We start from the raw sequence: 25,219 nt of genomic DNA on the forward strand, positions 1-25,219 counted from the left end.
ATTGTTATTTTGCATGACAATTTTTAAATTTTTTGCCGCTTCCACAAGGGCAGGGTGCATTACGTGCAACTTTGGATTTGCTGATTTTATTTAATTTTTCTTTATGCACGCCATCGATATAGAACCAACGACCATTTTCTTTATGGAATTCACTTAACTCATGAATAAATTTTATTTGGTTATGCTCGGAAAAACGTGCTGTAAATTCAACAAAGCCTTTATCGGGACCAGACATACTTTGATGCATTACTTCTAAATCAATCCAGGTCACACTTTTAGCCCATTGCTCTGCTTCTATTTCATTAAAGCCTGTTAACGCCTTGCCTTTCATTGTATTTTTGATGTAATCCATTTTGCCCATACTGTAAGCAGTATATCTTGAGCGCATCAATTGCTCAGGAGTTTCTGGAAGTTGCTTGTTGTCGATGTATAAACCGCAACACAGTTCATATGTATTTTGTGATCCACAAGGACAAGATGACATGATATGATCCAGCTAAAAGTAAAAATTGGATTTTGGATTATATGCGATATAGCATTAAATTTTTACTGAATTACACATTATTTAGGGTAAAAATAATGAATTCTTATTTATTGACACAAAACATAGAGCAAATCGATCAACAAAAAAGTGTGAATCTATTAGAGATGGGCAAGGTCCTGTTTTTTCCGGAATATTTTTTCGCTGATGTGGACCCGCTTTTGCTGTCTGAAAACGTGTTGGATGGCAGTCGTAAAAATGTAAGTTACGATATTCGTACTAAAAAGTTAAGTGCCTTTAAAAAGGATATTAACAGTTTGGATTCCAAGCTTAGTCATATGATGCATGGTTATGCAGAGTTTGCACATCAATTAATTCAAACAGTTCTCCCTTCTTATGTGGCCCATTTACAATGGGGTAGAACGAGTTTCAGGCCTGCGCAAATTAATGGACGTATTTCCTCGAAACGTAAAGATGATACTCGGTTGCATGTCGATTCATTTTCGGCAAGCCCGGTACATGGATTAAGGATTTTACGCGTTTTTTGTAATATTAATCCTCATAATGAACCACGAGTTTGGAATCTTGGTGAACCATTTACCGATGTTCTTAATCGTTTTGCACCTAAAATTGCTCCATACAGTAAAATGAAAGCAAAAATGCTGAATCTCGTTAAAGCAACAAAAACTTTGCGTTCTCCTTATGATCATTATATGTTGCATTTACATGACACGATGAAGTTGGATGATGCTTATCAGGCAAGTGTTGAAAAGGTACAAATTGATTTTCCTGCCAAGAGCACTTGGATAGTTTTTACCGATCATGTGTCGCATGCAGCATTGAGCGGCCAGCATTTGTTAGAACAAACGTTCTATCTGCCGGTTAATAAAATGACAACTCCGGATTATTCACCATTAAATCAATGGAAGAAAATTAGACCTGAGTTAAATTTTTGTTAGTTATATAACGTTGTAATGTGCATTTTTCTAATTTAGCAATTCGGTCATTTAGCGTATGGCCAATTACTTATCTGGTTAATAGAGGAAATTGTGTGCTCTTGATTTCTATATATCTTTCCTGGATGAAACTTATTGAATAGTACAATGAAAAAATGAAAAAGCGTTTTATAGTATGATTTTTCAGATTTTTTATTAATCAGATTGTTATTTAATTGCGTATTTTTGTGGGCTAAAATTATTTTTACTCTGATTTTTTTGCTACCCACACGAAAATTCGTTATCATGAACTTCACCATTTTTCTCAAGGAACGTAGTTTTTATGGAAGTGGAAAAATCACCAAAGAGTAAAAAAACGGTGATTACTGAATTATGGCGAGAACGCTTCCCTACACAAAATTTGTTAATCCTGCTCATCATTTTAATTATTCTAGTTGTTGTAGTGTGGTTCTATATTTTCACTAAAAAATCAAAAAATGCTGGCCCTAAACCTATTCCTGTTGTTGCCGGGATTTCTACAATTCATGATGTGCCTATTTATGTTTCAGCACTAGGTACAGTAACACCGGTTTATACTGTGACTTTGCAAACCCAAATCAATGGTTTATTGATGAAGGTGCTGTTTAAAGAAGGCCAACTGGTTAAAAAAGGCCAATTACTTGCTCAAATAGATAAACGCCCTTATGAAGCATTATTGACTCAATATGAAGGCGATCTAAAGCGGGATTTAGCGCTATTGGCGAATGCAAAAATTGATTTAAAACGTTATCAAAAATTATGGAAAGAAGATTCGGTTTCGCAACAAACTTTAGCAACACAGCAATCAGTTGTGGAGCAATATGAAGGTAATGTTAAAACAGATCTGGGTATGATTGAGAGCACTAAAGTCAATCTTATTTATTGCGATATTATTTCACCAATTAATGGACGGATCGGTTTGCGGTTGGTTGATCCTGGTAATTTTGTTCAAACCTCAAATACCCAAGGTATTGCAGTGATAACTACTCATGATCCAATTACCGTTATTTTCCCTGTTGCAGAAGATTATGTACCGCAAATTGCACCACAAGTTTATGCTGGCAAAGAAATGCAAGTGCAAGCTTATGATCGGCAGCAAGAACATTTACTTGCAACTGGAAAAGTTTTAGCTTTGGATAACCAAATTAGTACTACAACTGGAACCGTAAGACTTAGAGCGATCTTTAATAACGAAAAAAATAAATTGTTTCCCAATCAGTTTGTTAATATAAAAATTTTGGTTGAAACATTGCATCGAGCAATCGTTGTGCCGACAGCTGCTGTTCAACATTCAACAACAGAAGACTTTGTTTATATTATTAATCCTAATCACACAGTAACAGCTCAAAAAGTTATTGCAGGACCTGCCAGCGAGGATGATACAGTAATCAAAAGTGGTTTATTAGCTGGTCAAAATGTAGTAATAAATGGCGCTGATAAATTAATGAATGGATCTAAGATAGTGGTCAAAAATGAGCATTCATCCAGTGCTCCAGTTCAAAAAAAAGGTAATAATCACAAAGTATACAGTGTCACATGAGTATCTCGGGTCCATTTATCGCAAGAGCCATAGCCACTTCATTATTGATGTTTGCTATTTTTCTAAGCGGAGCTCTCTCATACAAGCTGCTGCCTGTTTCTGCTTTGCCTGATGTGGAATACCCCACAATTCAAGTATCAACTTTTTATCCTGGAGCAAGTCCAAATGTCATGGGAACCACAGTGACTGCTCCGCTTGAGCGGCAATTCGGGCAAATGCCGGGCTTGGAGCAAATGACTTCAAACAGCTCGAATGGCTCATCCATAATTACTTTGCAATTTAATTTGGATATGAGCCTGGATGTTGCCGAGCAAGAGGTACAACAAGCGATTAATGCTGCAAGCAGTTACTTGCCGGCTGATCTTCCTAATCCTCCAATTTACAATAAAGTAAACCCGGCAGATACGCCGATTCTAACTTTAGCATTAACTACAAATACACTACCTTTAACTCAAGTAGAAGATTACGCAGAAACCCGCATTGTTCCTAAAATGTCCCAATTATCCGGGGTGGGTTTGGTCAGCATTGGTGGCGGACATAGGCCTGCAGTACGTATTCAGGCTAATCCTAATGCATTATCCGCATACGGACTCACTATGGAAAATATACGTTCTATAGTGATGGCTTCAAATGTGAATGCTGCTAAAGGAAACTTTGATGGCCCGCGTCTGGCCTATACGATTAATTCAAATGATCAGTTGTTGTCCGCTGAGGATTATCGCCCATTAATTGTTTCCTACCAGAACGGTGCTCCAGTTCGTTTATCGGATGTAGCCCATGTGATTGATGGTGAAGAAAATACCATGCAGGCTGCATGGATGAATAAAGAGCCGGCAATTATTCTTAATGTGCAACGTCAGCCCGGAGCGAATGTAATCGAGGTAGCAGAGCGAGTCAAAAGTTTGTTAAAGCAAATGCAAGCGGCAGTTCCTGCGGGGATTCATATAAAAATACTTACAGATCGTACGGCAAGTATTCGCGCCTCTGTAGAAAATGTGCAATTTGAATTGCTCTTGTCGGTAGCATTGGTTGTTATGGTAATTTTTCTATTTTTACGTAAATTATCAGCGACAATAATTCCCAGTATTTCCGTGCCATTGGCACTTGTAGGTACTTTGGGCCTCATGTACTTGCTTGGGTTTAGTCTTAATAACCTTACTTTGATGGGATTAACAATTGCTGCGGGCTTTGTGGTTGATGATGCGATTGTGATGATTGAAAACATCATACGCTATATCGAAATGGGTGAAAAACCTTTGGATGCTGCACATAAAGGAGCAGCTCAGATTGGTTTTACTATTGTTTCTTTGTCGATTTCACTTATTGCGGTATTGATTCCTTTGCTTTTTATGGGAGATATTGTTGGTAGATTATTCCGTGAGTTTGCACTGACTTTAACCATAACCATTGCCATTTCAGCTTTTGTGTCTTTAACATTAACCCCTATGCTCTGTTCTCGGATCCTAAAGCCACAGAGTGAAAGCAAAGTGAGTGATTTAGAGCGATTTTTGGAACGTCAATTAGATTATCTCATTGGTCGATATAAAGCTTCTTTGCATTGGGTTCTTTCACGACACTCTTTAGTATTACTGATTTTCTTTATTACCGTGTTAATCACTGGCATTTTATTGTATCTCATTCCTAAAGGTTTTTTTCCCATTCAGGATACTGGGCTCATTCAAGGAATATCTGTAGCTTCCGAATCGGTTTCATTTAAAGAAATGACCAGGCGACAGCAAGAGTTGGTGCGTGCAGTGCTTTCTGATCCCGCAGTTGAAAATGTATCATCCTTTATAGGTATTGATGGCACGAATATCACATTAAATAGCGGGCGCATTTTGATCAACTTAAAATCTGTAGAACAACGCCCAGGTGTCATAGAGGTGATGAGTCGATTGCAATCAAAAATTGATAAGGTTGTTGGTGCTTCTTTATATATGCAACCTGTCCAAGATTTAACTATTGATACATTAGCCAGCCGCACACAATATCAGTACAGCATTAGCGCTCCTGATAGAGAAGATGTGACGAAGTGGTCCAATTTGATGTTGGAAAAAATGCGCCAGCTCTCCATTTTAAAAGACGTCAATACAGATCAACAAAATATGGGTTTGGTCACTTCGATTGATGTTGATCGTGATACTGCATACCGACTGGGCATTAGTATGCAAATGATAGACGATACTTTATATGATTCGTTTGGGCAGCGGCAAATATCCATTATGTTTACCCAACGAAACCAATATCGCGTTGTATTGGAAGTATTGCCTTTTTTACAAAGAGAGGCGGTTGCTTTTGATAATATTTATATTAATTCCTCAGTGACTAATTCTTCAACAAGCTCCTCGATGAATTCTTCAGTGTTAAATAATAACGGAACAAATTATCTCATGAATAATTCGTCCTCAGCCAATTCACCGCGTTTGGGTTCTTTTGAAGCTGTGACTTTAAGCGGCTCTGTACCAATCAAGACTTTTGCTCGTTGGAAGCGAGCAGTTGGACCGTTAGTCATTACTCATAAAGATCAATTTCCATCGGCAACCCTTTCATTTAATCTCGGCAATAATGTGTCCTTAGGTGATGCGGTGACCCAAATTGAGGCTGCTAAAAAAAGTCTCAATATGCCGCTCAATGTAGAAGCTGATTTTCAGGGAACAACAAAAAATTTTCAAAAATCGCTTGCCAATGAGGGATGGTTGGTAGTCGCCGCTGTGGTCGTAGTATATATTATATTGGGCGTACTTTATGAAAGTTATATTCATCCATTAACTATTTTATCTACCTTGCCATCTGCCTCAATGGGGGCGTTGCTTGCATTATATATAACAAGAAATGAACTGAGTATCATTGCTTTGATTGCAATTATTCTGTTGATTGGTATTGTATTAAAAAATGCCATTATAATGATCGATTTTGCGCTTGAACAAGAGCGTGAATACAAACTCAAACCTGAAAACGCAATATTTGAAGCGGCCTTATTACGTTTTAGACCCATATTGATGACTACTATGGCCTCTATGCTTGGTGCTATTCCTTTAGCATTCAGTGGCGGGATTGGCGGGGAATTGCGACGGCCTTTGGGTATCACGATTATTGGCGGGTTAATAGTAAGTCAGTTAGTGACTTTATATACAACGCCTATTATTTATCTGACGTTTGATCGTATATCGCGTAAAGTAATGAGTTATGGCAAACGCAATCCCAGTGCCAGGGAGGTGGGATTGTGAATCTATCCTCTTTATTCATTAAAAAACCTATTGCCACTATTCTATTAGCGTTTGGATTAAGTTGCGCGGGAATTCTTGCATTTAATTTATTACCTGTTGCTCCATTGCCACAGATTGATTTCCCGACAATTACAGTACAGGCGCAATTACCAGGAGGTAGCCCTGAAATTATGGCAACTTCAGTTGCAGCACCCTTAGAGCGACAGATAGGTCGAATTGCGGGGGTCACTCAACTGACGTCATCAAGTACGTTAGGACAAACTAATATTATCGTGCAATTTAACTTATCGCGTGATATTGATGGGGCTGCACGAGATATCCAAGCAGCGATTAATGCTTCATTAAGCCAATTGCCTACTAATTTGACTAACAATCCTACTTATCGCAAGGTAAATCCTGCTGATGCACCAATTATGATTATTGCATTGACCTCGGACAAATATACTCCAGGACAGATGTATGATGTTGCATCAACTATATTACAGCAAAAAATTTTGCGTCTTGAAGGAATAGGGCAGGTGAATGTTGGAGGAAGTTCATTGCCTGCTGTGCGTATTGAAATTAATCCCACAGCATTAAATCAGTATGGAATTGGATTGAATCAACTCGCCACAACAATTGCCAATGCCAATGTGAATTTGGCAAAAGGACAATTGATTCATAATGATACTGTTTCAATCATCAATAATAATGATCAGATGCATAAGGCAAGTGAATATGCGCCGCTGATTATTAATTATTTCAATAACCAGCCTATACGTCTTTCTGATGTTGCTCATGTGTTCGATTCAGTTGCTGATGTTCATGCTGCAGGTTTGGCCAATGGGAAACCAGCGGTGCTTCTGGTTTTATTTAAACAGCCAGGTGCCAATGTAATTAAAACAGTGGATCATGTAAAACAAATCTTGCCGCAACTTGAAGCTTCTATATCCAAAGATATTAAATTAAATATTTTGATGGATAGAACAACTACGATTCGCACTTCGTTACATGATGTGGAACTTACACTGCTCATTGCGATGTGTCTAGTAATTTTTGTTACCTATCTTTTTCTTGGAAGTCTTAGAGCGATGATGATTCCAGGTATTGCAGTTCCGCTGTCTTTGCTTGGTACTTTTGCGGTAATGAAATTATTAAATTACAGCTTGGATAATTTATCGCTTATGGCTTTGACTATTTCCACAGGTTTTGTGGTTGATGATGCCGTTGTTGTATTGGAAAATATTTCGCGCCATATCGCCATGGGCAAAAAACCAATGCAGGCTGCTTTTGATGGGTCAAAAGAAATTGGTTTTACCGTGTTATCGATCAGTATTTCCTTAATTGCAGTATTTATTCCAGTTTTATTTATGAGCGGCATTGTAGGCCGTCTATTTCGTGAATTTGTGGTGACACTTTCTATCGCAATTCTGATTTCACTCGTTGTTTCATTGACACTGACACCAATGATGTGTTCTCGGATGTTGCATGAGAATGAAGGAGAAAAAAGCAATTTTTTTATGCGCTTTACAGAGCGGGTGCGTTTGCGTTATGCAAATGGTTTGCATTGGGCATTGCTTCATCCAGGATTGATGTTGATTCTCACTGTTGCGACAGTTTTATTGACCGCATATTTGTTTGTTGTAATACCGAAAGGATTTTTCCCACAACAAAATACGGACAGGATAGCAGGCTCTCTCCAAGCAGATCAAAATATTTCATTTCAAGCGATGAAAAAAAAATTGATTCAATATGTTGCGGAAATTTATAAAGATCCAGCTGTTGCCAATGTTGCAGCCTTTATTGGCAGTGGTCCAGGCAATAATACAGCCAATACAGGTTCTGTATTTATTATTCTCAAGCCATCCCAGGAAAATAATACAACTACCGATCAGGTGATAGCAAGATTACGCAGTAAATTGTCTTTAATTACCGGGGCAACTTTATACATGCAGTCAGCACAGGATTTAACTGTAGGTGGCCGGCAATCTGCTGCTCAATTCCAGTATACAGTGACTGCGGATAATTTAAAGGATCTTACTACTTGGACACCGAGAATTATGGAAGAACTGGCTAAGATTCAGGGTATTGCCGATCTGAATAATGATCAGCTCAATCATGGTTTGCAAATCTATGTGGATGTGGATCATGATACTGCATCGCGCTTTGGAATTACTCCAGAACAGATTGATCAAGTGTTATATCATGCTTTTGGTCAAAGTCAGATCTCGGTTATGTATATGCCAATGAACCAATATTTTGTGGTTATGAATGTGGCACAGAAATATTGGCAATCTCCTGCTGTATTGGACGAGATTTACGTTAAATCTTCAGCAGGCGACAAAGTACCTTTATCTGCATTTGCCAGTTTTAAACCCGGTTCTACCTTATTGTCAGTAAACCATCTAGGCCAGGCTCCTGCAGCAACCTTTTCATTTAATTTAATTCCTGGTACCTCGTTGGGTGCTGTGGTTAAAAAGATTTCTACTGCAGTCAATAAAATGAATTTACCGCCGACCATGCGTGGTGTTTTTCAGGGAACAGCACAAGCGTTTCAGGAGTCCTTTGCAAACGAAAAATATCTGATAATGACCGCTATTTTGGCAGTTTATATCGTACTGGGAATGCTCTATGAAAGCCTGATTCATCCAATAACTATTTTGTCTACTTTGCCATCAGCGGGTGTCGGAGCATTATTGGCTTTATTGTTATTTAAGTCTGATTTGAGCATTATTGCTTTAATCGGAATGATTCTTCTCATTGGTATTGTGAAAAAAAATGCCATTATGATGATTGATTTTGCTTTGGAAGCTGAACGGCTGGACAATAAATCGCCGCGTGAGGCGATTTATGAAGCTGCTTTATTGCGTTTTCGTCCAATTATCATGACTACAATGGCGGCTATATTAGGGGCCATGCCTTTGGTTATTGGTTTTGGAGTGGGTTCAGAACTACGCCGCCCATTGGGCATTACAATTGTGGGTGGTTTGCTTATGAGCCAATTATTAACATTGTACACGACGCCAGTTATTTATTTGGCAATGGATACTGCCGGGATACGTTTCCGCAATTTTATGAAACAGTTTAAGTTACGAGGTGTCTATGGCCACTCATAATCGATTAAGATCTCGATGTAGCCTGGGTGCAGCGAAGTGGAACCCTGGAATATTATACCGCTTCACTCCCGGGTTCCGCTTCGCTGCACCCAGGCTATCATCTATTAAGAAACGCAAAATTTTTTCATTTCTAGCACTGGCTTCTTTATCACTTTCTTCATGTATGGTTGGCCCTAATTACGTACCTCCAAAACTTGTGGTACCGCCACAATTCAAAGAAGCTAAAGGCAAAAAAATAATGGGGACTGTGCGTAAAAATTGGAAGCCCATCCAACCTCAAGATGATATAGATCGTGGTGAATGGTGGAAGATTTTCAATGAGCCGGTATTGAATGACTTGGAAAATCAGTTGAATCACTTTAACCAAAGTATTGTCAATGCAGAGGCAAATTTCAGGCAGTCACTTGCAATTGTCGATCAGGCACGTGCTAACTTATATCCAACAGTAGTAGGTGCATTCAGTTTGTTCCGACAACGCCAGGCAGGAGGGGCTACATCCATTATCAGTACTTCGGGTACTTCAGGAACTGCAACGACAAACATTGCCCCAGCCGCAACAACGACAACAATTTATTCAGCATTTTTGAATGCAAGCTGGGAACCTGATATTTGGGGGCTTGTTCGCCGAACTATTGAGGCTGATCTTTCTTTAGCACAATCCAATGAAGCATTGATTGGTGTGACTCGTTTATCTGCGCAAGGCGCTTTGGCGCAATATTATTTTGAATTACGTACACTGGATAAAGCTCAAAAATATTTGGATGAAACAGTCATTGCTTACAGAAAAATCTTAATATTCACCCGGAATCAATATAAATCAGGTGTTGTATCACGTGCTGAAGTGGTCCAGGCACAAATCCAACTTGAATCAGCGCAGGCATCAGCAATTAATAATGGTATTTTACGTGGCCAATATGAACATGCCATTGCTGTATTAATGGGGCGCCCTCCAGCTTACTTTTCGTTAAAACCTGCCATTATAAAATTGAAACCACCGGCGATTCCCTTGGAGGTACCTACCGCCTGGTTAGAACGCAGACCGGATATTGCGCAAGCGGAGCGGTTAGTGCAACAGGCAAGTGCCTTGATTGGAGTGGCTGTTGCTGCTTATTTTCCTAATTTGACTTTAAATGGAACTGTAAGTGCAGCAGGTCGTAGTTTTCATCAACTGATTCATAAACCGGCAATCAGCTGGTCTGCTGGTATGCAATTGGCAGAGACTTTTTTTGATGGAGGGTATCGTGCAGCAGGGGTAAGGGCAGCAAAAGAACAATATATCGCTCAGGTCGCCAATTATCGTCAAGTAGTACTGACTGCATTTCAAGATGTTGAAGATAATCTGATTTCATTACGTCTTTTGGAAAAACAAGGTATAACCCAAGATAAACAAGCAACCGATGCACTTTATGCACTTAAAATTGTTAAGAACCAATATAAAGCGGGAACAGTACCTTACATGAATGTGCTTACAGCTCAAATCAGTGCTCTTGCGGCTGAACAAGCGGCAACGCAGATAGATGGATTACAAATGACTTCTGCTGTGGGTTTGGTCAAAGCATTAGGTGGTGGCTGGGTTGCTGTAATACCACCTAAATTACCTAAAGCTTAATATATTGGAACAAGAAACCTTCAATTAGATGGTTTTCAAATTTAATATATAACACTGCTATGAAACACTCAGGACTTTTTATAAGTGAAGTTACCGTTGTGAATATTCGATGTGTATTTGGAGTATTTATTTTTAATATTTCATGAGAAAAAGCAGAGTTTTTCAGCGCTCAAGGAGCGTTAAAGATTCGGTTGGTCTATTCGTTCAAATTAATTGACACCAATTACTCCTCTCTTTAATATGAGTAAAAATAAAACGTGATGGCCCGCTTTTATATGCAAAATTGATGGAGTAAGTGTATGCTTTATTTGATTGGCGAAAAAGAATTAAATTACATTTTTGATGGACGAACTTTCGAAGAAATCACCCGTAGAGCAATCCAAACTTACAAGAAACGTCCAGGTTTTTTCACTCCATATCAAGATGGCTATGAATTTATAGGCGAGTTAATTGCTCCAGGTGTATATCCTTTAGCGGGCATTGTTACCTCGGGATTTTCTGCATTTGCTGTAGTTGTTTCGGGTGTTTTTTGTATTGGAGCTTTGCTTGTTGCTGCTGGGAGTGCATTATTTAGTGCCCCAGAACTTCGAGATGATGCGTTACAATTTGCTGGTTCTGCATTGTATTATTCCGGTATAGTTCTTTTAACCGCTGCAATTAGTGCTTTATTGGCGATTATTAGTTTCCCTCACAGCGTGCTCTCTGTGGTTACTCGTTCTGGCGCCACTTTAGTTGCTGCAGGTACAGCTGTTTCTAAGGATGCTGAGACATTGGACGGGGAAATAGATATTGAGATGAATGAGGAAGAGTGTGTTGTTCGATGCATTTAGTTAAATAAAACGTTTACTATTCCATTATTCATCGAACATTGGCGTTTATTTTCTTGAATTAAATTAAGGTGAAATCCAGAGATCTTTTTTCTGATTGGTTTCTTCTCGTTCTAAATAATGCATTAACATGTTCAATTCCATTGTTACGCGCTTGATTTTTTCTTTTAATTTATTTTCTATTTCTTGGTAATTTTTAAGATCCAAAGTGATTGCATCTTTTCTTTCTTGTTGCTGTGTCATGACGTTAAGTCTATTAATCTCAATTGTTGGATTGATGGTAAGGGAGCTCGAGCTGGTTTGATTGATTAGTTCTTCTATCTGTTGAATTTGCTGTGCGAATTCTTGCTTTTTATGCAGCGTTGCATCTAAATTCAAATTAAGCTCGTTAAGCTGTTTGTTTAATTTGCTCATCAGAGTAGTTAGTGATTTATTCATTGTAAAAAAATTTTGGTTTCCATTTGGTTTTAACGTTTATGAATTTCGCTTGGATTAAGTAAGAGGTTGTATTTTTGTCATAGTTGTCATTTAAAATACAAGTCCAATTAAAACAAACTTATAAAATTAAAACAACCGGGCGATAAAAAAAGGCTAAACAGATCCTGTTTGAGTTAAAAAAAGATATTAATTTGTTTGTTAATTGCTCATCCCAGGTGATGTTGTTAGAATACCCAAACCCTGCGTCACTGCTGTTTTATAAAAAGGTTTACTCAATGAAAGAGATCACTCTAACCGCTATATTTGAAGGAACAATCTACAGTATTGAAGAGCGCCAAACCCATTTGCATCGAGTATTGCAGGAAGATTGTGATGGGATACGCATTAGTTCTGCTAAGGAGATTAGCCAACATCCAGATGCCACCCATTTTAAAATGGGTTTTAATGGATGTGGTGTTGACTATGGTGTAAAAGGACTTTTATTCGGGGCGGGCGTAGAAGAACAAAGTGATCAAGTTGTAGCAGTAGTCAAAAAGCTAATTCAAGACGGGTATAAAGTAAAGTTAAATGGGATTGGTTTAAGCCGGGGTGGAATTGCTGCAATTTTAGCGGCGATTAAATTAGCTCATATTGACCGATTTCATTTGGAAACGAATTTACTTCTTTTGGATCCTGTACCTGGTAATTTATTTTATGTTCCCTTATTGGATTTTTTCAAATATACATTGACTAATCGCACTCTTGATTTGTCGCACTCTAAAAATTTAAATTACGTTGAGACGCTCTATCCTTATCTCGAAGTCGGTGATGACACAGGAGAACGGTTGGATCAGATTCTTGCTAATTTCCACATCCCCATAAGGCCGACTTATCCAAAACATTGTCAAGTTAGAGAAGAGGTTATTTTAGGAGCGCATTTAAAAGCTTTTCAAGATCTTGATAAAGAGCAGGATACAGCCCAAATAAACTACTATGGCGTTGATGTAATCCCCGTGATCAGAAAGCTGAGCAGAGCAATTATGTATCAGTTCTTGAGTCGAGTAGGAAGTTTGACAGAGGTGGGAGAGAACATTGCGCAAACTGAGATTATCAGAGAGTTTGAGCGAGAACGAGAGAAATGGACAAGTATTCTCGCTGGAATTATTAGGAATATTATTCCAAAAAATAGAAAATTACATTCTCAAGATAATTCTAAGATTACAGTTAAGAATTCAGCAAAATATCTTAATAAAACGCATCGTGAACTTATTGACATGGAGTCTCAGGATCCCGAAGAACTATGCTTAAAAGTAGAACCAGAACGAACTTATTTTGAAAAGAAAAAAATTCCCTTAACAAAAGAAGTTTTATTGAATTTGGTTAACGTTATCGAAGATAAAATGACGGATACAAGCAAGCGGGGCAGAAAGGGAATATTATTGACTAATATTAAAAAAGGTTTGGACAAAGATGTATCTTTTAGTGAAGAACAATTGAGTTTTATACTCAGGGATATTTTGACAATCGTGTTACAACGTGACCGATACAGCTATAGTTTTTATGGTACGACAACTTCTGGTTTAGCTTTAGTTAAGGCATTAAATCAACCTGAGTTTTGTGCAATTCAAGAGTTAATACAATTTAAGGGCAAATTCATTGAATACTCTGATTTAACCGCTTATGTTTTGGGTAGAAATGATTCGGCTCATTTTAATAGTCAAGCTAAAGAATTAAATCTTGACCACGTAGCGGAACATGAAGTTGGAGAAGATGGATACAGGATGTTAATTTAGTTTTATTCTTTTAGTCTAAGGTCATAGTCATGTTTTACTGGTTAAAGGAGTGGCGGTATGAACGCATTGTACGCCATTCCCTTGTAACGGATGAAGAATGGATTGACGCATTTCAAAGTTTACCTTTGCTGCACCGCTTGAATGAGCAAGAAAAAATAAGGCTTAAGCGATTAGCTATTTTATTTCTTTATTACAAATCGTTGGAAGGAGTTGGCGGGCTGCAAATAACAGTGGCTATGCAATTAAATATCGCTTTGCAGGCATGTCTTCCTATTCTGAATCTTGGATTGGATTGGTATGACGGTTGGGTGTCAGTCGTAGTATATCCGGGAGCATACTCCCATGAGAACAAGGTAATCGACGAATTTGGGATAGAACATTTGGAAAGATCGCATTTAAGCGGAGAATCATGGCAACGCGGGCCAGTTATTATCTCTTGGGACGATGCATTACATCATGGTGGAATGAATGGGCGAAATGTGGTAATTCATGAGTTTGCTCATAAATTGGATATGCAAAACGGCGGGGCGAATGGGTTTCCTCCTCTTCATAAAGGAATGTCTGCGCAGCATTGGACTGAGGTTTTTAATAGGGGCTATAATGATTTGGTAAGCCGTATTCAACGAGATGATTCTATTCCAATCGATCCTTATGCGATTACATCTCCAGCTGAATTTTTTGCTGTATTTTCTGAATTATTTTTTGAAAAACCTGAAATAATCAGAAATTATTATTCTGAAATTTATGATTTACTCGTTACATTTTATCGTCAGGATCCACTGGGGGTTTGTAGTCTGGGTGCAGCGCAGCGTAACCCGGGTTGAGATGTTTACTTATATCCCAGGCCCCGGGTTACGCTGCGCTGCACCCAAGCTACGTTACTATTACAATTACCAGCTAAAAGTATATCGTGTTTCCCTGGGACTCCACCCATCCGTGATATGTACTTCAAGCTGTTTTTCAGAGACTAGATTAAATTCGATTAATGAGCCCCAATAAGGATTATGGAATTCAAAAACTTGTTTAGTCTGTCCCGTCGTTAACTTGCAAGAAACTTGTCGCGGTTCTGGAGCTCCAAGGCCGTCACCATAACCTAAATCCAATTGGGTAGAGCCCTGTGAGTGACCTGAAGAAGTGACTTCATTCAGCCAATTACACTCAATTTTAGCAGATAGAGAGTGTTGATTTTTGAGTTTTAAACAACTTCTATGTATACTGGTGCACGGTTTTGCAAAACTCGCTCCAGCAATTAAACCCATCAAAAGAAAAGTGTAAAATTTAATCATTATTATGCCTAATCAGTTTGGGTGAGATTTTTTTATCATCATTATTAAATTGTTGTCAATGGTTTTAAACAAACAGTTACTTATTGAAAAACCAAAAAATGAGCATAATGATGAGGCTAATTAGGATGCATGTAGTGATAGGGAAATAAAAAGTAAAGTTGTTTTTCTGGATTATGATATCACCCGGCAATTTACCCAAGCCGATTTTTTTTATAAACGGCCAAAATATACCAATTATTAGTAAAATAATGCCTGTAATAATTAGAGTTTTTTGGATCATATTTTTTTATTCATGATTCGAAATAGATTGTTTAATATTAACAAGGAAAAAAGAATGAAACAAAAAATTTCAATGTATGCGGCTTCAATACCAGTTTTTAAACAAATGCTTACCTCACTTAATGCAATTTTAGAAAAAACGCAGGCTCATATTGATCATAATAAAATGAATCCCGATACGTTCCTGCAAGCAAGCCTTTTTCCGAATATGTTTCATTTCACACGCCAGGTACAGATTGCAACTGATTTTGCTAAAAGTGTGTCTGCTCGTTTGGCAGGTATGGAAGTCCCAGTTTATGAAGATAATGAAAAAACTTTTTTTGAACTGCGTGGCCGTATTGAAAAAACGCTATTCTTTCTTTCTAAGATTCTTCCAGAAGATGTTAACGGTAGTGAAGAAAATGAGATTATTCTTCGTCCAGGTACTCCAAATGAGCGAAAACTTATTGGACAAACTTATCTCTTACATTACGGGTTACCGCAATTTTTCTTTCATATTACTACTGCCTATGACATCTTAAGAAGTTTAGGAGTGGATATTGGCAAAGCCGATTACATGGGGACTTTTTAACAATGTATCCCGGGTTTCGCTTTGCTGCACCCGGGAAAGTCATTATTCGTACGCACAACATGTCACAGTTCTTATTGAGCTTTGATCCTAATAGACTAAAATTCCTGTGCCTTGAACTTCATGTTCATCATGCACGACAGAGGGCGCAGCCACATCTCTTTTTTCTGAGATCGCTGCTTCTTCACCAATTAAGCTCGCTTCATAACATAACAGTTCGCTTGTTTTGAAGAATCGTCGTGTTTGATAACGTGTTTTTTGGCGCTCTTCTTTTTCAATTTTCTCAATAATCGGAGCCGTTTCCAAAAGTTCTTTCTCTATTCCTGCAACGCATTGTTTGGATGCTTCATCAAGATAAGATGCAAGATCTTGTTTGATTTGGATTAGAAGTTTTGCTATAAGTTCAGTTCTTTTTCTATCTAACCCGGCATTATGGTCATTTAATGCATCCATACACTCACTTTCTTCTTCTTGAATAAAAGATAAATTTTCTCTAAGTTCTGCAAGTTGATTTTGAAAGGAATGGATTTCTCTTTGTCGGAGATAAGTTATACCTCTTAACTTAATGCCCTCCATATAGCTACAATCATTTTCTTTCATACGTTTGTCTGCTGCAGTAATGATTTTTTCAGTGTCTAATATTTCTTCTTGTTTGAGACGAATTTGTTCATTAGCATCCTGTATCCTTGCTTTAATTTTATCAAGATCGCTTTGGATTTTTGATTGTTCATTAATAGAAACGATAATACCTATATCAGCTTCTTTACCTAAAATTGTGTTGAGTCGACTTTGATCTACAGGGTTTAGTTTCCAATTCCAACGCTTCAGTTCGTCCACATATTCCAATTTTTGTCTCATTAAATCAGGTAACTCACTGCGATCAATATCTAAACTACTCCAATCAAGAGTTAAAAGTTCTTTTAATCTAAATAATTTCTCAAATGCGGGGCGTTTTCGCGCGGGCAGTATTTCAATTACTTCAGCATTAGCTAACTTAAGAAGAGCATCTTTATTTTCCTCAAGAGCTGCTCGAATTTTTCTGAGATCACTTCGTTCTGCTTCTACTCGGGTTAGGAAAGAGGATTGATATCCAGTAAATCCTTCTTGCAACGGTGCATCCTCAACTTGTAGTTCTATATAGGATTGCATGCCATCACTACCACTTTGAATACGTACCTGCTTTGGATTTATTTTTAATAAGGTAGCCAATTGGGTCTGTTTTTGCGCAAATAGACTTTCTTGAATGTCTTGAGTAAGTCCATCGGCTTTATCCAATTCCTCGAGAGAGTGTAAAAGTTGTTTTTTTAAAGCATTAAGTTGGCTTAAATAGGGATGATATGCTTTATACGAGCTAAAACGTACGGTTGCTTCATATAACTCCTGCACAATATGGCATGGATTGTTTTCGCTTTGATGGCTTATTTCAAGTAGTGTTTTTTTCATATGCTCCCAAGTCGGATCATAAGTATTGAAAAAATAAGGCGAGGTATTTGTCACCAATCTACGGCATGCAGCAATTTGGTGTTCTGAAACTGCCTTATCATGACATTTTTGCCTAAAGTCAAGATCACAATAGGGCGCATTATTTAATGAATCAATGGCATCTAACGCATCATTAATCACATTTCGAGGGGATAAGTGCCTTATTGAAAACAGATATTTATCTTTTAAAATGACTCTGTGTTGTTGAAGGGCAGCATAGAGTTTCTGAATTTTGTCTTTGTCCTGAGGTGAGTTAATTAAATCCTCAGCCAAGGTATAAATATTCAAAGCAGCTTTTTTGGCTACAGTTCGTTCAACGAGAGCATGAAAGGGAACTGGATTTTCATGTACCCAAGCAAATTCATTAAGTAAATGTTGGGCCAGTTTCTTCATAATTTCTTCGTTATATGTCTTTTGCAAGCTACTTAAGCTTGGATTTTCGGGTAAGCTTAAATTTCGATAAAGGGTTGAAAAAGTAAGAACTAAGCCTTGAATTTTAAATTGTTCAACGAGCGGAAATTTCGTTAAATCAGCACAGTACTCTATAAGCAAGGGACTGATCTGGGCTAATAATTCCTCAATTTCTTTACCATCGGCTTTCATTAATTTTTTTTGATAAAATTGAATGATACTTTCAGTAACTTCTTGTTTTTCTTTGCGGTGCAATACCTTGTTTTTTTGTTCGATTAACTTATTAATTACTGTTCTAACTATTTCAGGGATAAAGGAGGGATTTTGTGATGTATTTTTAGGAAAAAATATGTTTATAGCATCTGGATAAACAACGCAAAAATCTCCAATCAAATGAGGTAAAATTTGTTTGCTTTGCGCTAATTCTAAATCACTTTTTTCTTGGCCTGTGGGCTTGGCATATTCTAGAACTGCACCTGCTTTATCAGCAATCACTGTTTCAAGATTTTGGTGCATTAATGCTTTTATTCCAGCGGTAAATGGTTTGCTTTTTTGTTGCAGCTTTACTTGAATATTTAATTCTTGAACGAAGTCCAATTGTTTTAAGTACTTAAGCCTTAGGGATTGCTCATGGCTTATATGAGTTGCTTTTTCTGCCTTAGTAGCCCATTTTTCCTCTCGAGCAGACTCCCAAAGTTTGCAGGTAGATTTTTTAAACTGGGCGATACTTTCATTAAGAGAAGTTTGCGATACATTTGGATCTTGTGAGCGAGTCAGTTCACTCAAAAGCATTTCACGCCATTGATAGAACTCGAATTGTATTTGAGGATCATCAGGATAGAGTTCAAGGAGTAAGCTTTCCCATGCTTCAATTTGTTGCATCAAGACTTGCTGTACTTCATCGATGCTCTGAGTATATATTCTATCAACTGTTTCCTGTAATTGGATTTTCTCTCTTAATACTTCGACTGTATGTTCATTAATACGTTGCCGAGTCCAAGGAAAAACATAATAAAAAAACTTATTGAGTAAATCTTCAGGTGGTTTTACTTGATAAATTGGTAACCATTCACCGGGTTTTCCATTACGAGCAGTACGACCGGGAATCTGGGTGGTCATTCTCACTGTATCAAGATAAGTTTGTATTACAAATAAACCTTTAGGATGATCTGTCTTGATGTCTATTCCTTTTGCAAGCATTGCTGTACCTACAGTTATGGTATTGACTTGACCTGCTTGCTTAATGATCTTATCCAGTTCCCCAGGGGTTTCCTTTCCGGTAATAGTCTGAATTATAAGTCCTTGTTTTTTATAGATTTCTAAACTTTTTCCGATTGCTTGTGCTTCATCAAAATCTTCATTAATAATAAGGATAGGTTGAGTTTGAGTACGACTCCATTCTTCAATGGCATTTTTTCTTTCAGTAATTAAACGTTCATATTCATCGTTGGTTTGGATATCTTCAGTAGGATCAATCTTCATCATGGTTGGTGTTACAGGACATTTGATTTTGGCAAATGTCTCATGTATTGCTTTGATGGTTTGTTCGCGATTTAAAGTAAAAATCGGATCATGATCGATGCGTTTGTCTCCAGCATGAGGCGCTATACTGAGCGCTTGAGTTCCCAGTGATGTATCTAAACTTTCCAGCTCCTGTTTATCTCCCGGGGTTGCTGAAATTCCAAGCAAACGCCCTAAGGTCTTTTGGAAAAATTTAATTAGTCCTTGCGCAGATTGGCTGGCAAGTACTGAAGGAACAGGATCAATAACAATATACTGGGCTTGATCTTTAGATTCAGCTTTTAGCCGGGCCTGTAACGCTTGTTGTACTTCTTCAGTGAAAATTGAACCTGCTTTAGGAGTACTGCGAATTAGAGGGACGCAGGCAATTTTTTTAGTAATTTCTTGACCTGCTTCATCCTTTTCCTTGATAGGTTGCATTATGAAATGCTTATTTTCAGAAAGAGTTGCGGCAATACAGCTGGCATGTATCCATTGTTTCAATTGTGTGTTACTTGAAGCCATTAAATGATTTAGTTTTTCAATATCGCCGTTAAATTGCTCGTTAATTTGTTTGTTGAGAAACAATCGGAATTCCTCCAGATCCTCATCTTCATCCCACACCTTCCCGCGTGCTGGGTCATTATTACGGAATGCTGGTAAATTGATGAATTGGTAGGCTAGAGGATAAATCCATTGAGCAGGGTTGTCAGCATGAGTGGATTCGGCTTCTGCAACTAATTTATAAAGTGTTAATTGATCTAAAAGTGCATCATCAGATTCATCTAAAACAATATGCACAGGACCATTCGTTGCAAGTAATTTTTCTTTTTTGGCTATTTTAGCAGCTAAATGGAAACTGGCCATATCTTCAACGGTGGAGCAGTTGATTCCATTAGGTTGAAATGCTTCAGTAGGGGTATTACCTTGAATGAGTGCAGATGGAATTCCCAAAAAATTAAAAAAAGGTTCACAATTGTTCTCATAATCCCGAGTCAACAAAGTTGAATTGGCGGTCCATTGAACAACAGTGCCGCCTTGCGCCCACTGCAGAACAGAAAGCATTGGCGTATTAAGACTTTTTCCTTCCCCAGTTTTGATACGCATTAATAAATTAGATGACGGATCTTCTAATGCAAGCAACAGGATGAGCATTTGTGTGGTATTCGGAAATAAACCTGTAGTTCGAAAGTAGATTTCTCTTAAATAAGCTAAAAGCTTCAGATGGGTTACTTCTCTTTGTTCAGGACTAGATTTTGAGCGCAGTTGTTGCAGCAATATGCTCGCATTTTCTTTTAAATCCTGACGTGAGGAGGTAGTTAGATTTTTTAAACCTGTAAAATCTCCAGGTTTTAATGGGTCAGTGTAACCCAATGTTTCAATAAAAGTTAATTGGCGTGCTAGTTTCATTTGCAACGCATGAGGGAAATCTGTTTCATGCAATAAATCTCGCAAATTTTCTAAAGCATATTTTATCCGATCTGTTGCAAATTGCTGAGCTAAGTCCCTTTCTTCACCATTTTTAGCAAAAGGATTTGTGTCAAAGCTTAAACAATAAGCATGAAGTTTTTCAGAGTCATGCGCGCGTAATGCAGTGTTAAGACTTTGTGCGTTGGGGTAGGGTGAGGTGGCAAATAACTTAAAGACCCGAGCGACATCATCCGCAGAGCGTCTTCCTAAACCTTTAGTGACTTCCAGCAAAGCGCGTAAATTTACCGTGGAGTCTTTTTTATTTTTAGCTAATCCAGTTAGAATTGCGGCAATTTTTATCCTGCTTTCAGGTTTGATTTGCTCTAATTGCTGAAGAATTTGAGGATAGGTATTCAGATTTGAATGATCCTGAACGGCTTTATTGAGTAAGGCAATGCAAAGTTCAGTTTGTTCTGGATTGTGAGTTAAGAATGATTGAATATTTTGGATGACTTCTTGAATGTGCTCTGAATTTGTATCTGGTAATCCTAAAATTTGAATAATTTGTTTAATAATTAATGACTTGGTCTGTTGCAGTAGTTCCGATTTTTTGAATTCATTTAATGCAGCAAGCGGGAAAGAAGTAGTACTTTTCAAATTATGAGCCATACTCATTTTGAAAAACATAATTTGCGTATCTAACTCAAGATCTGATAATTTAAAGAGTTCAGTTATACCCTTGACTGCTCGTTCAATCGCAGCATTATCTGCATGGGGTTGCTCCTCTAAAGCTTGGGTTGTCAGCTTTAAATAGAGATCCAGTCTGTCTGGGCTTTCTTTGATGAGCTGATTAACTAAAATTTGTTTTTGTTTGTAACTTAGACGAGCTAAATTTCCAGTGTTAAGTTGTTTGTAGATTTTATTGAATTGCTGAGGAAGCCGGTCATGAAGATCAATGAGCAAGTTGAGATAATTTGCAATCGATTCAATTTTGTCTTTATAGTTTTGGAGCGTTAGATCAGAAGGGGCGTTTTCATCCAGTACTGCAGCATCGTCAAGGACGCTTTTGTCAAACTCAGGATCCTGTGTATTTAGCTGTAATAATGTCTTTCTCAAAGCAGGCAATACTTTTTTCTGGACCAGTTCTTCTTTGAAAAAGAATGTTAAAGAATGCGTCTCATTAAAAGCTGCCATCCAGGAAAGACAGGTATTATAATCCAGGTCTTTAACAATGAGTTTATTCTGAGGATTCTCAAAGAAAGCCTTCATTGGAGAGGCAATTAAGTTATGGACAGGAGCTAAAAGGGCAGCTAAAGTTTTTCCTGTAGTTTGATCGGTTTCTTTTCTTTTCCCAGTGAGCAAAAAGCTTAAAATATATTCTCCTTTCGTTTCCCCGACGAGGCGATACATTCCATTGAGCAATATAGGCTTTTTTTCCTCAAAAAAACGAAGTTTTTCAATGACTTGTGGAAATTGGGGATGAGGCTTCTGTAATAGAGTAACTAATTCATCTACTGCATCAAAAAGCGGCATCAATTCTTGATCCAGTTGATCGCGCAATGCTTTTGGGACAATGATACTTTGCAGATGTCTTTGCAGTGTTTTTTTTAATGTTTTTATGTCAAAGATCGCGCTTCTTTTTTTAATCGCATCAACTAGAGCATCAACTATTAAATCATCAAGCTTGGAAATATCACCATTTCCAAGTACACAGCCCGGGAAAGGGTTCATTTCAATGATGAGTGCCTTTAACCAGGCTTCCTGTTTTTCTAAAGTTTTACATTCATCAGGAATAATTTCTACTCCATTTGCGAGCCTATCCAATAGCCCTTGGATTTGTTCTATTTTAGGTAATGTTTGTGATTTTGAGAGATTGATTTGGCTTAAAGTACTTAATACGACGTGCAGAAAAACTTCGCCTTTTTTATTTTGTACGTTTTGAATTGCTAATAATAAATTATCAATATTCTCTTGAGTTACATTGGGTTCATTAAGTTTTGCGAGTAATTTGATAACTTCTGGAGTTAAGGCTCGGCGATTTTTTTCTAGTATCGCTGCAAAAGATGCAATAACCGACAGAGAAAACTGGTTTACTTCAGGAGCAGGATCTGTTTTTTGAATACGTTCTTGCAGTGTATTGAGTAGTTCAAATCCTTCATTTTCCATACATGAAACAAGTGGAGCAATGAAATCTTCTTTAAATTTTTTATCGGGAAATGCAGTTTTGAACTCAATACATTGATTCATTAATGCATTGAGTTGTGCAAATGAAGGGTTGGGCTTGAATTTAAAGCCTCGTGAAAATGCTTGCAGTAAATCACTTCGATCATTGGGATCCAACTTTTGCAGTGAATGAATGCAGCTTTTTAAAGTTTCTTTCCATTGTGCGGAACTTAGAACAGCCTTATCTGTAAAAGCACACGTTAAAATAAACGTGAGTTGATTTTTTTGAACTGTGGACCAAGAAACGAGTTTCTCTATTTCAAGAAGCTGCTCCTGGATGTCGGGCAATCTGATCTCAGCCTTCCAATGCCGTCCCATGTATCGAAATAACCAGGGCTTAAGCTCAAGGTGTTCGTCGTTGATTTGTGGATAAATGAGCTCCGGATCGGTAATGGTGTCTTCAGGATTTTCAATTTTCATACATGAAGCAACTTGCTTAAATTGCTCTGAAGCAGGTTTTTGCACCATGGCATAATGAACGCCGGTTGCCCCCCAATTGAGTTCCGTCAAAGAAAGGCACTGTTCTTGTGGGTTTTTAGCATGCTCTATAACATCCACCACCCGATTTAAGGTAATAAGCAAATGTCCTTGATGGTTAATCGGACACGGATTGGGTAAAGTCAGATTTTTTTCTGCAATTCGAGGAAGAAAAACTTGCGTATAGGCATCAAAAAAAGTATTAAAATCAAAGCTGTTTTTGTCATATTTAAGATGGTTAGCAACCAGTTTGTTCCACCATTCTCTTTGTTCTGCTGGAAGTTGGATTAATTTTTGAAGATTTTTAATTCCGCGAGTGCTCAATAATGAATTTTGTACTTCAGGGTTTTTGAGAAACTCAAGATTAATTTTTTTATTCAAACAGGCATGAAACAGCCTCACTAATAAAACAGTATGTGATTCACCTCCAAGTAGATATTGTTTGCAAAGCAATGGAATAATGAATTCGTCATGCTGTTGTGTCGAGAAAGCCGGTTCTGTTGCTCGGTACAATTGAAGTAAGAACGTTTTAACATCGTTTTCATGTGCGCGTAACAAGCTGAACAATATATTTTTTTGATCGGATGAGTACTTAGTTTCCAATAGGAGGGAAAGCGTTTGTCGAGAGAGATTAGGAAGTATCGTTGTTGCTTCTTCAAGCGAAGGTAATGTTAAGGATTCTAATTTTTTGAGTATTGGGGCCAACGCAGAAGGGAGCCTTTTAGGTGCATCAGTATAACAAAGCGCTTTTTTATCTTTGTTAATATAGAATCCTTTAGGAAGATTACTGGGGATAATACCATCATTAAAGGCATAACCATGTTCTTTTATGATGGGGATGGCTGATTTTTGTAGATTTTCAATGCCTAATGCCCTGAGTTGTTTGAGCAATTCAGGAAGATCAGGTAATTCAATAGGAACCAGATTGAGATCAGGGCTTCCTATAAGTTCACTCTGTTCAAGATGAATGCTTTTTTGAACGCTTGGTGGTTTAGGTAAAAGAATACTTCTTTGAATTTGAATGCGTGCACGAACAGCAGGTGACTTAGAATTCAGCACATACTTTAATGGGTTAATTTTCGGTGTGTTGGAAGTACTTTTAAGTAGGGTTTCTGCTGTCTTATCTAATACGGTCCGACGTGCAAGTAACGCGAGTCGATTTGATGTCTGCTGGCTTTCTGGAATTTTAAAAATAAAGAGACGTTTACGATTGTCGTTAATAAAGTGTAATAGGCTATCAATATCTTTTTCAGAGAACTGTTGTGGATCAAGTTCAATTTCTAAGGGCGTGTAGTTTATTTCAGTTTCGTATGTAGTAATTAGATTTTCTAGTAAGGATTGAAGGTATTTATTTTGTGAGTATTGGGGCACAGCAAAACTCCTAGAATCAAAAGAAATCAAGATAATACATCGTAATTCTTAACAGGAGATTAAGCGTCAAAAATGCAATGAATGTATTCTTAATTTCGCTAATGGTGAACCGTATTATAATGAAAAAAAAAGAATATATACAATGCGATATGTAAATAAATTATTCATATAATGAGCATTTTTTAAAGACTTTATTGCCTCAGTAATTTCTTTTTTATTTTTTCTTTGAAATAGCACCGGCATTGATTT

At 37.6% G+C, this 25,219-nt stretch carries 14 protein-coding genes; 9 read left to right on the top strand and 5 right to left on the bottom strand.

The genetic code is table 11. The features are described from left to right. Positions 1 to 4: 4 nt before the first annotated feature. The gene (locus A8O27_RS11300; protein WP_058458874.1) at positions 5 to 484 is read right to left on the bottom strand and encodes a YchJ family protein; all 480 of its coding nucleotides are present in this window, start codon (positions 482 to 484) and stop codon (positions 5 to 7) included. Positions 485 to 579: 95 nt separating this feature from the next. Between A8O27_RS11300 and kdoO the strand changes: the two genes are divergently transcribed. From kdoO to A8O27_RS11335, 6 genes are all read left to right on the top strand, one after another. After that, positions 580 to 1,440, top strand: a complete 861-nt coding sequence (gene kdoO / locus A8O27_RS11305; protein ID WP_058458873.1) for a Kdo hydroxylase KdoO — start codon at positions 580 to 582, stop codon at positions 1,438 to 1,440. Between the two features lie 319 nt (positions 1,441 to 1,759). Then, positions 1,760 to 2,995, top strand: coding sequence for an efflux RND transporter periplasmic adaptor subunit (locus A8O27_RS11315; RefSeq protein WP_058458871.1), 1,236 nt, complete (start codon positions 1,760 to 1,762; stop codon positions 2,993 to 2,995). Beyond that, positions 2,992 to 6,222, top strand: coding sequence for an efflux RND transporter permease subunit (locus A8O27_RS11320; protein WP_064115093.1), 3,231 nt, complete (start codon positions 2,992 to 2,994; stop codon positions 6,220 to 6,222). The genes A8O27_RS11315 and A8O27_RS11320 overlap by 4 nt, the downstream gene beginning before the upstream one ends. After that, positions 6,219 to 9,317 (top strand): efflux RND transporter permease subunit, encoded by a 3,099-nt coding sequence (locus A8O27_RS11325; protein WP_058458870.1) that lies wholly within the window; start codon positions 6,219 to 6,221, stop codon positions 9,315 to 9,317. The genes A8O27_RS11320 and A8O27_RS11325 overlap by 4 nt, the downstream gene beginning before the upstream one ends. Further along, complete coding sequence (locus A8O27_RS11330; RefSeq protein ID WP_082642419.1) at positions 9,304 to 10,926, top strand: efflux transporter outer membrane subunit; 1,623 nt, start codon at positions 9,304 to 9,306, stop codon at positions 10,924 to 10,926. Before A8O27_RS11325 ends, A8O27_RS11330 begins: the two co-directional genes overlap by 14 nt. Before the next feature lie 299 nt (positions 10,927 to 11,225). After that, positions 11,226 to 11,756 carry a hypothetical protein gene (locus tag A8O27_RS11335; protein WP_058458869.1) on the top strand — a complete coding sequence of 177 codons (531 nt, stop codon included), beginning with the start codon at positions 11,226 to 11,228 and terminating at the stop codon, positions 11,754 to 11,756. A 63-nt stretch (positions 11,757 to 11,819) separates the two neighbouring features. Here A8O27_RS11335 and A8O27_RS11340 read toward each other — a convergent pair whose 3' ends face one another. Then, the gene (locus tag A8O27_RS11340) at positions 11,820 to 12,191 is read right to left on the bottom strand and encodes a hypothetical protein (RefSeq protein WP_058458868.1); all 372 of its coding nucleotides are present in this window, start codon (positions 12,189 to 12,191) and stop codon (positions 11,820 to 11,822) included. 275 nt (positions 12,192 to 12,466) lie between these two features. Here A8O27_RS11340 and A8O27_RS11345 point away from each other — a divergent pair, with 275 nt between their 5' ends. After that, on the top strand, positions 12,467 to 13,963 hold the full coding sequence (locus A8O27_RS11345; protein WP_058458867.1) for a hypothetical protein: 1,497 nt from the start codon (positions 12,467 to 12,469) through the stop codon (positions 13,961 to 13,963). Positions 13,964 to 13,992: 29 nt separating this feature from the next. Beyond that, positions 13,993 to 14,787 (top strand): M90 family metallopeptidase, encoded by a 795-nt coding sequence (locus A8O27_RS11350; protein WP_058458866.1) that lies wholly within the window; start codon positions 13,993 to 13,995, stop codon positions 14,785 to 14,787. Between the two features lie 66 nt (positions 14,788 to 14,853). On the opposite strand, the gene A8O27_RS11355 is transcribed toward A8O27_RS11350, so the two are convergent. Next, complete coding sequence (locus A8O27_RS11355; protein WP_058458865.1) at positions 14,854 to 15,249, bottom strand: hypothetical protein; 396 nt, start codon at positions 15,247 to 15,249, stop codon at positions 14,854 to 14,856. 76 nt (positions 15,250 to 15,325) lie between these two features. Further along, on the bottom strand, positions 15,326 to 15,529 hold the full coding sequence (locus tag A8O27_RS11360) for a DUF2905 domain-containing protein (RefSeq protein WP_174223907.1): 204 nt from the start codon (positions 15,527 to 15,529) through the stop codon (positions 15,326 to 15,328). Positions 15,530 to 15,583: 54 nt separating this feature from the next. Here A8O27_RS11360 and A8O27_RS11365 point away from each other — a divergent pair, with 54 nt between their 5' ends. After that, on the top strand, positions 15,584 to 16,099 hold the full coding sequence (locus tag A8O27_RS11365; RefSeq protein WP_058458864.1) for a DUF1993 domain-containing protein: 516 nt from the start codon (positions 15,584 to 15,586) through the stop codon (positions 16,097 to 16,099). Positions 16,100 to 16,186: 87 nt separating this feature from the next. On the opposite strand, the gene A8O27_RS11370 is transcribed toward A8O27_RS11365, so the two are convergent. Further along, positions 16,187 to 24,970 (bottom strand): hypothetical protein, encoded by an 8,784-nt coding sequence (locus tag A8O27_RS11370; RefSeq protein ID WP_082642418.1) that lies wholly within the window; start codon positions 24,968 to 24,970, stop codon positions 16,187 to 16,189. Positions 24,971 to 25,219 lie beyond the last annotated feature (249 nt).

This window comes from Legionella bozemanae (genome assembly GCF_001648595.1).
Lineage (GTDB): Bacteria > Pseudomonadota > Gammaproteobacteria > Legionellales > Legionellaceae > Legionella > Legionella bozemanae.

Excerpts from the sequence above, each read along its gene's own strand:
- A8O27_RS11350 (WP_058458866.1), top strand. The coding sequence starts at position 13,993 with ATGTTTTACTGGTTAAAGGAGTGGCGGTATGAACGCATTGTACGCCAT.
- A8O27_RS11335 (WP_058458869.1), top strand. The coding sequence starts at position 11,226 with ATGCTTTATTTGATTGGCGAAAAAGAATTAAATTACATTTTTGATGGA.
- A8O27_RS11365 (WP_058458864.1), top strand. The coding sequence starts at position 15,584 with ATGAAACAAAAAATTTCAATGTATGCGGCTTCAATACCAGTTTTTAAA.
- A8O27_RS11315 (WP_058458871.1), top strand. The coding sequence starts at position 1,760 with ATGGAAGTGGAAAAATCACCAAAGAGTAAAAAAACGGTGATTACTGAA.
- A8O27_RS11360 (WP_174223907.1), bottom strand. The coding sequence starts at position 15,529 with ATGATCCAAAAAACTCTAATTATTACAGGCATTATTTTACTAATAATT.
- A8O27_RS11300 (WP_058458874.1), bottom strand. The coding sequence starts at position 484 with ATGTCATCTTGTCCTTGTGGATCACAAAATACATATGAACTGTGTTGC.
- kdoO (WP_058458873.1), top strand. The coding sequence starts at position 580 with ATGAATTCTTATTTATTGACACAAAACATAGAGCAAATCGATCAACAA.
- A8O27_RS11345 (WP_058458867.1), top strand. The coding sequence starts at position 12,467 with ATGAAAGAGATCACTCTAACCGCTATATTTGAAGGAACAATCTACAGT.
- A8O27_RS11355 (WP_058458865.1), bottom strand. The coding sequence starts at position 15,249 with ATGATTAAATTTTACACTTTTCTTTTGATGGGTTTAATTGCTGGAGCG.
- A8O27_RS11330 (WP_082642419.1), top strand. The coding sequence starts at position 9,304 with ATGGCCACTCATAATCGATTAAGATCTCGATGTAGCCTGGGTGCAGCG.
- A8O27_RS11320 (WP_064115093.1), top strand. The coding sequence starts at position 2,992 with ATGAGTATCTCGGGTCCATTTATCGCAAGAGCCATAGCCACTTCATTA.
- A8O27_RS11340 (WP_058458868.1), bottom strand. The coding sequence starts at position 12,191 with ATGAATAAATCACTAACTACTCTGATGAGCAAATTAAACAAACAGCTT.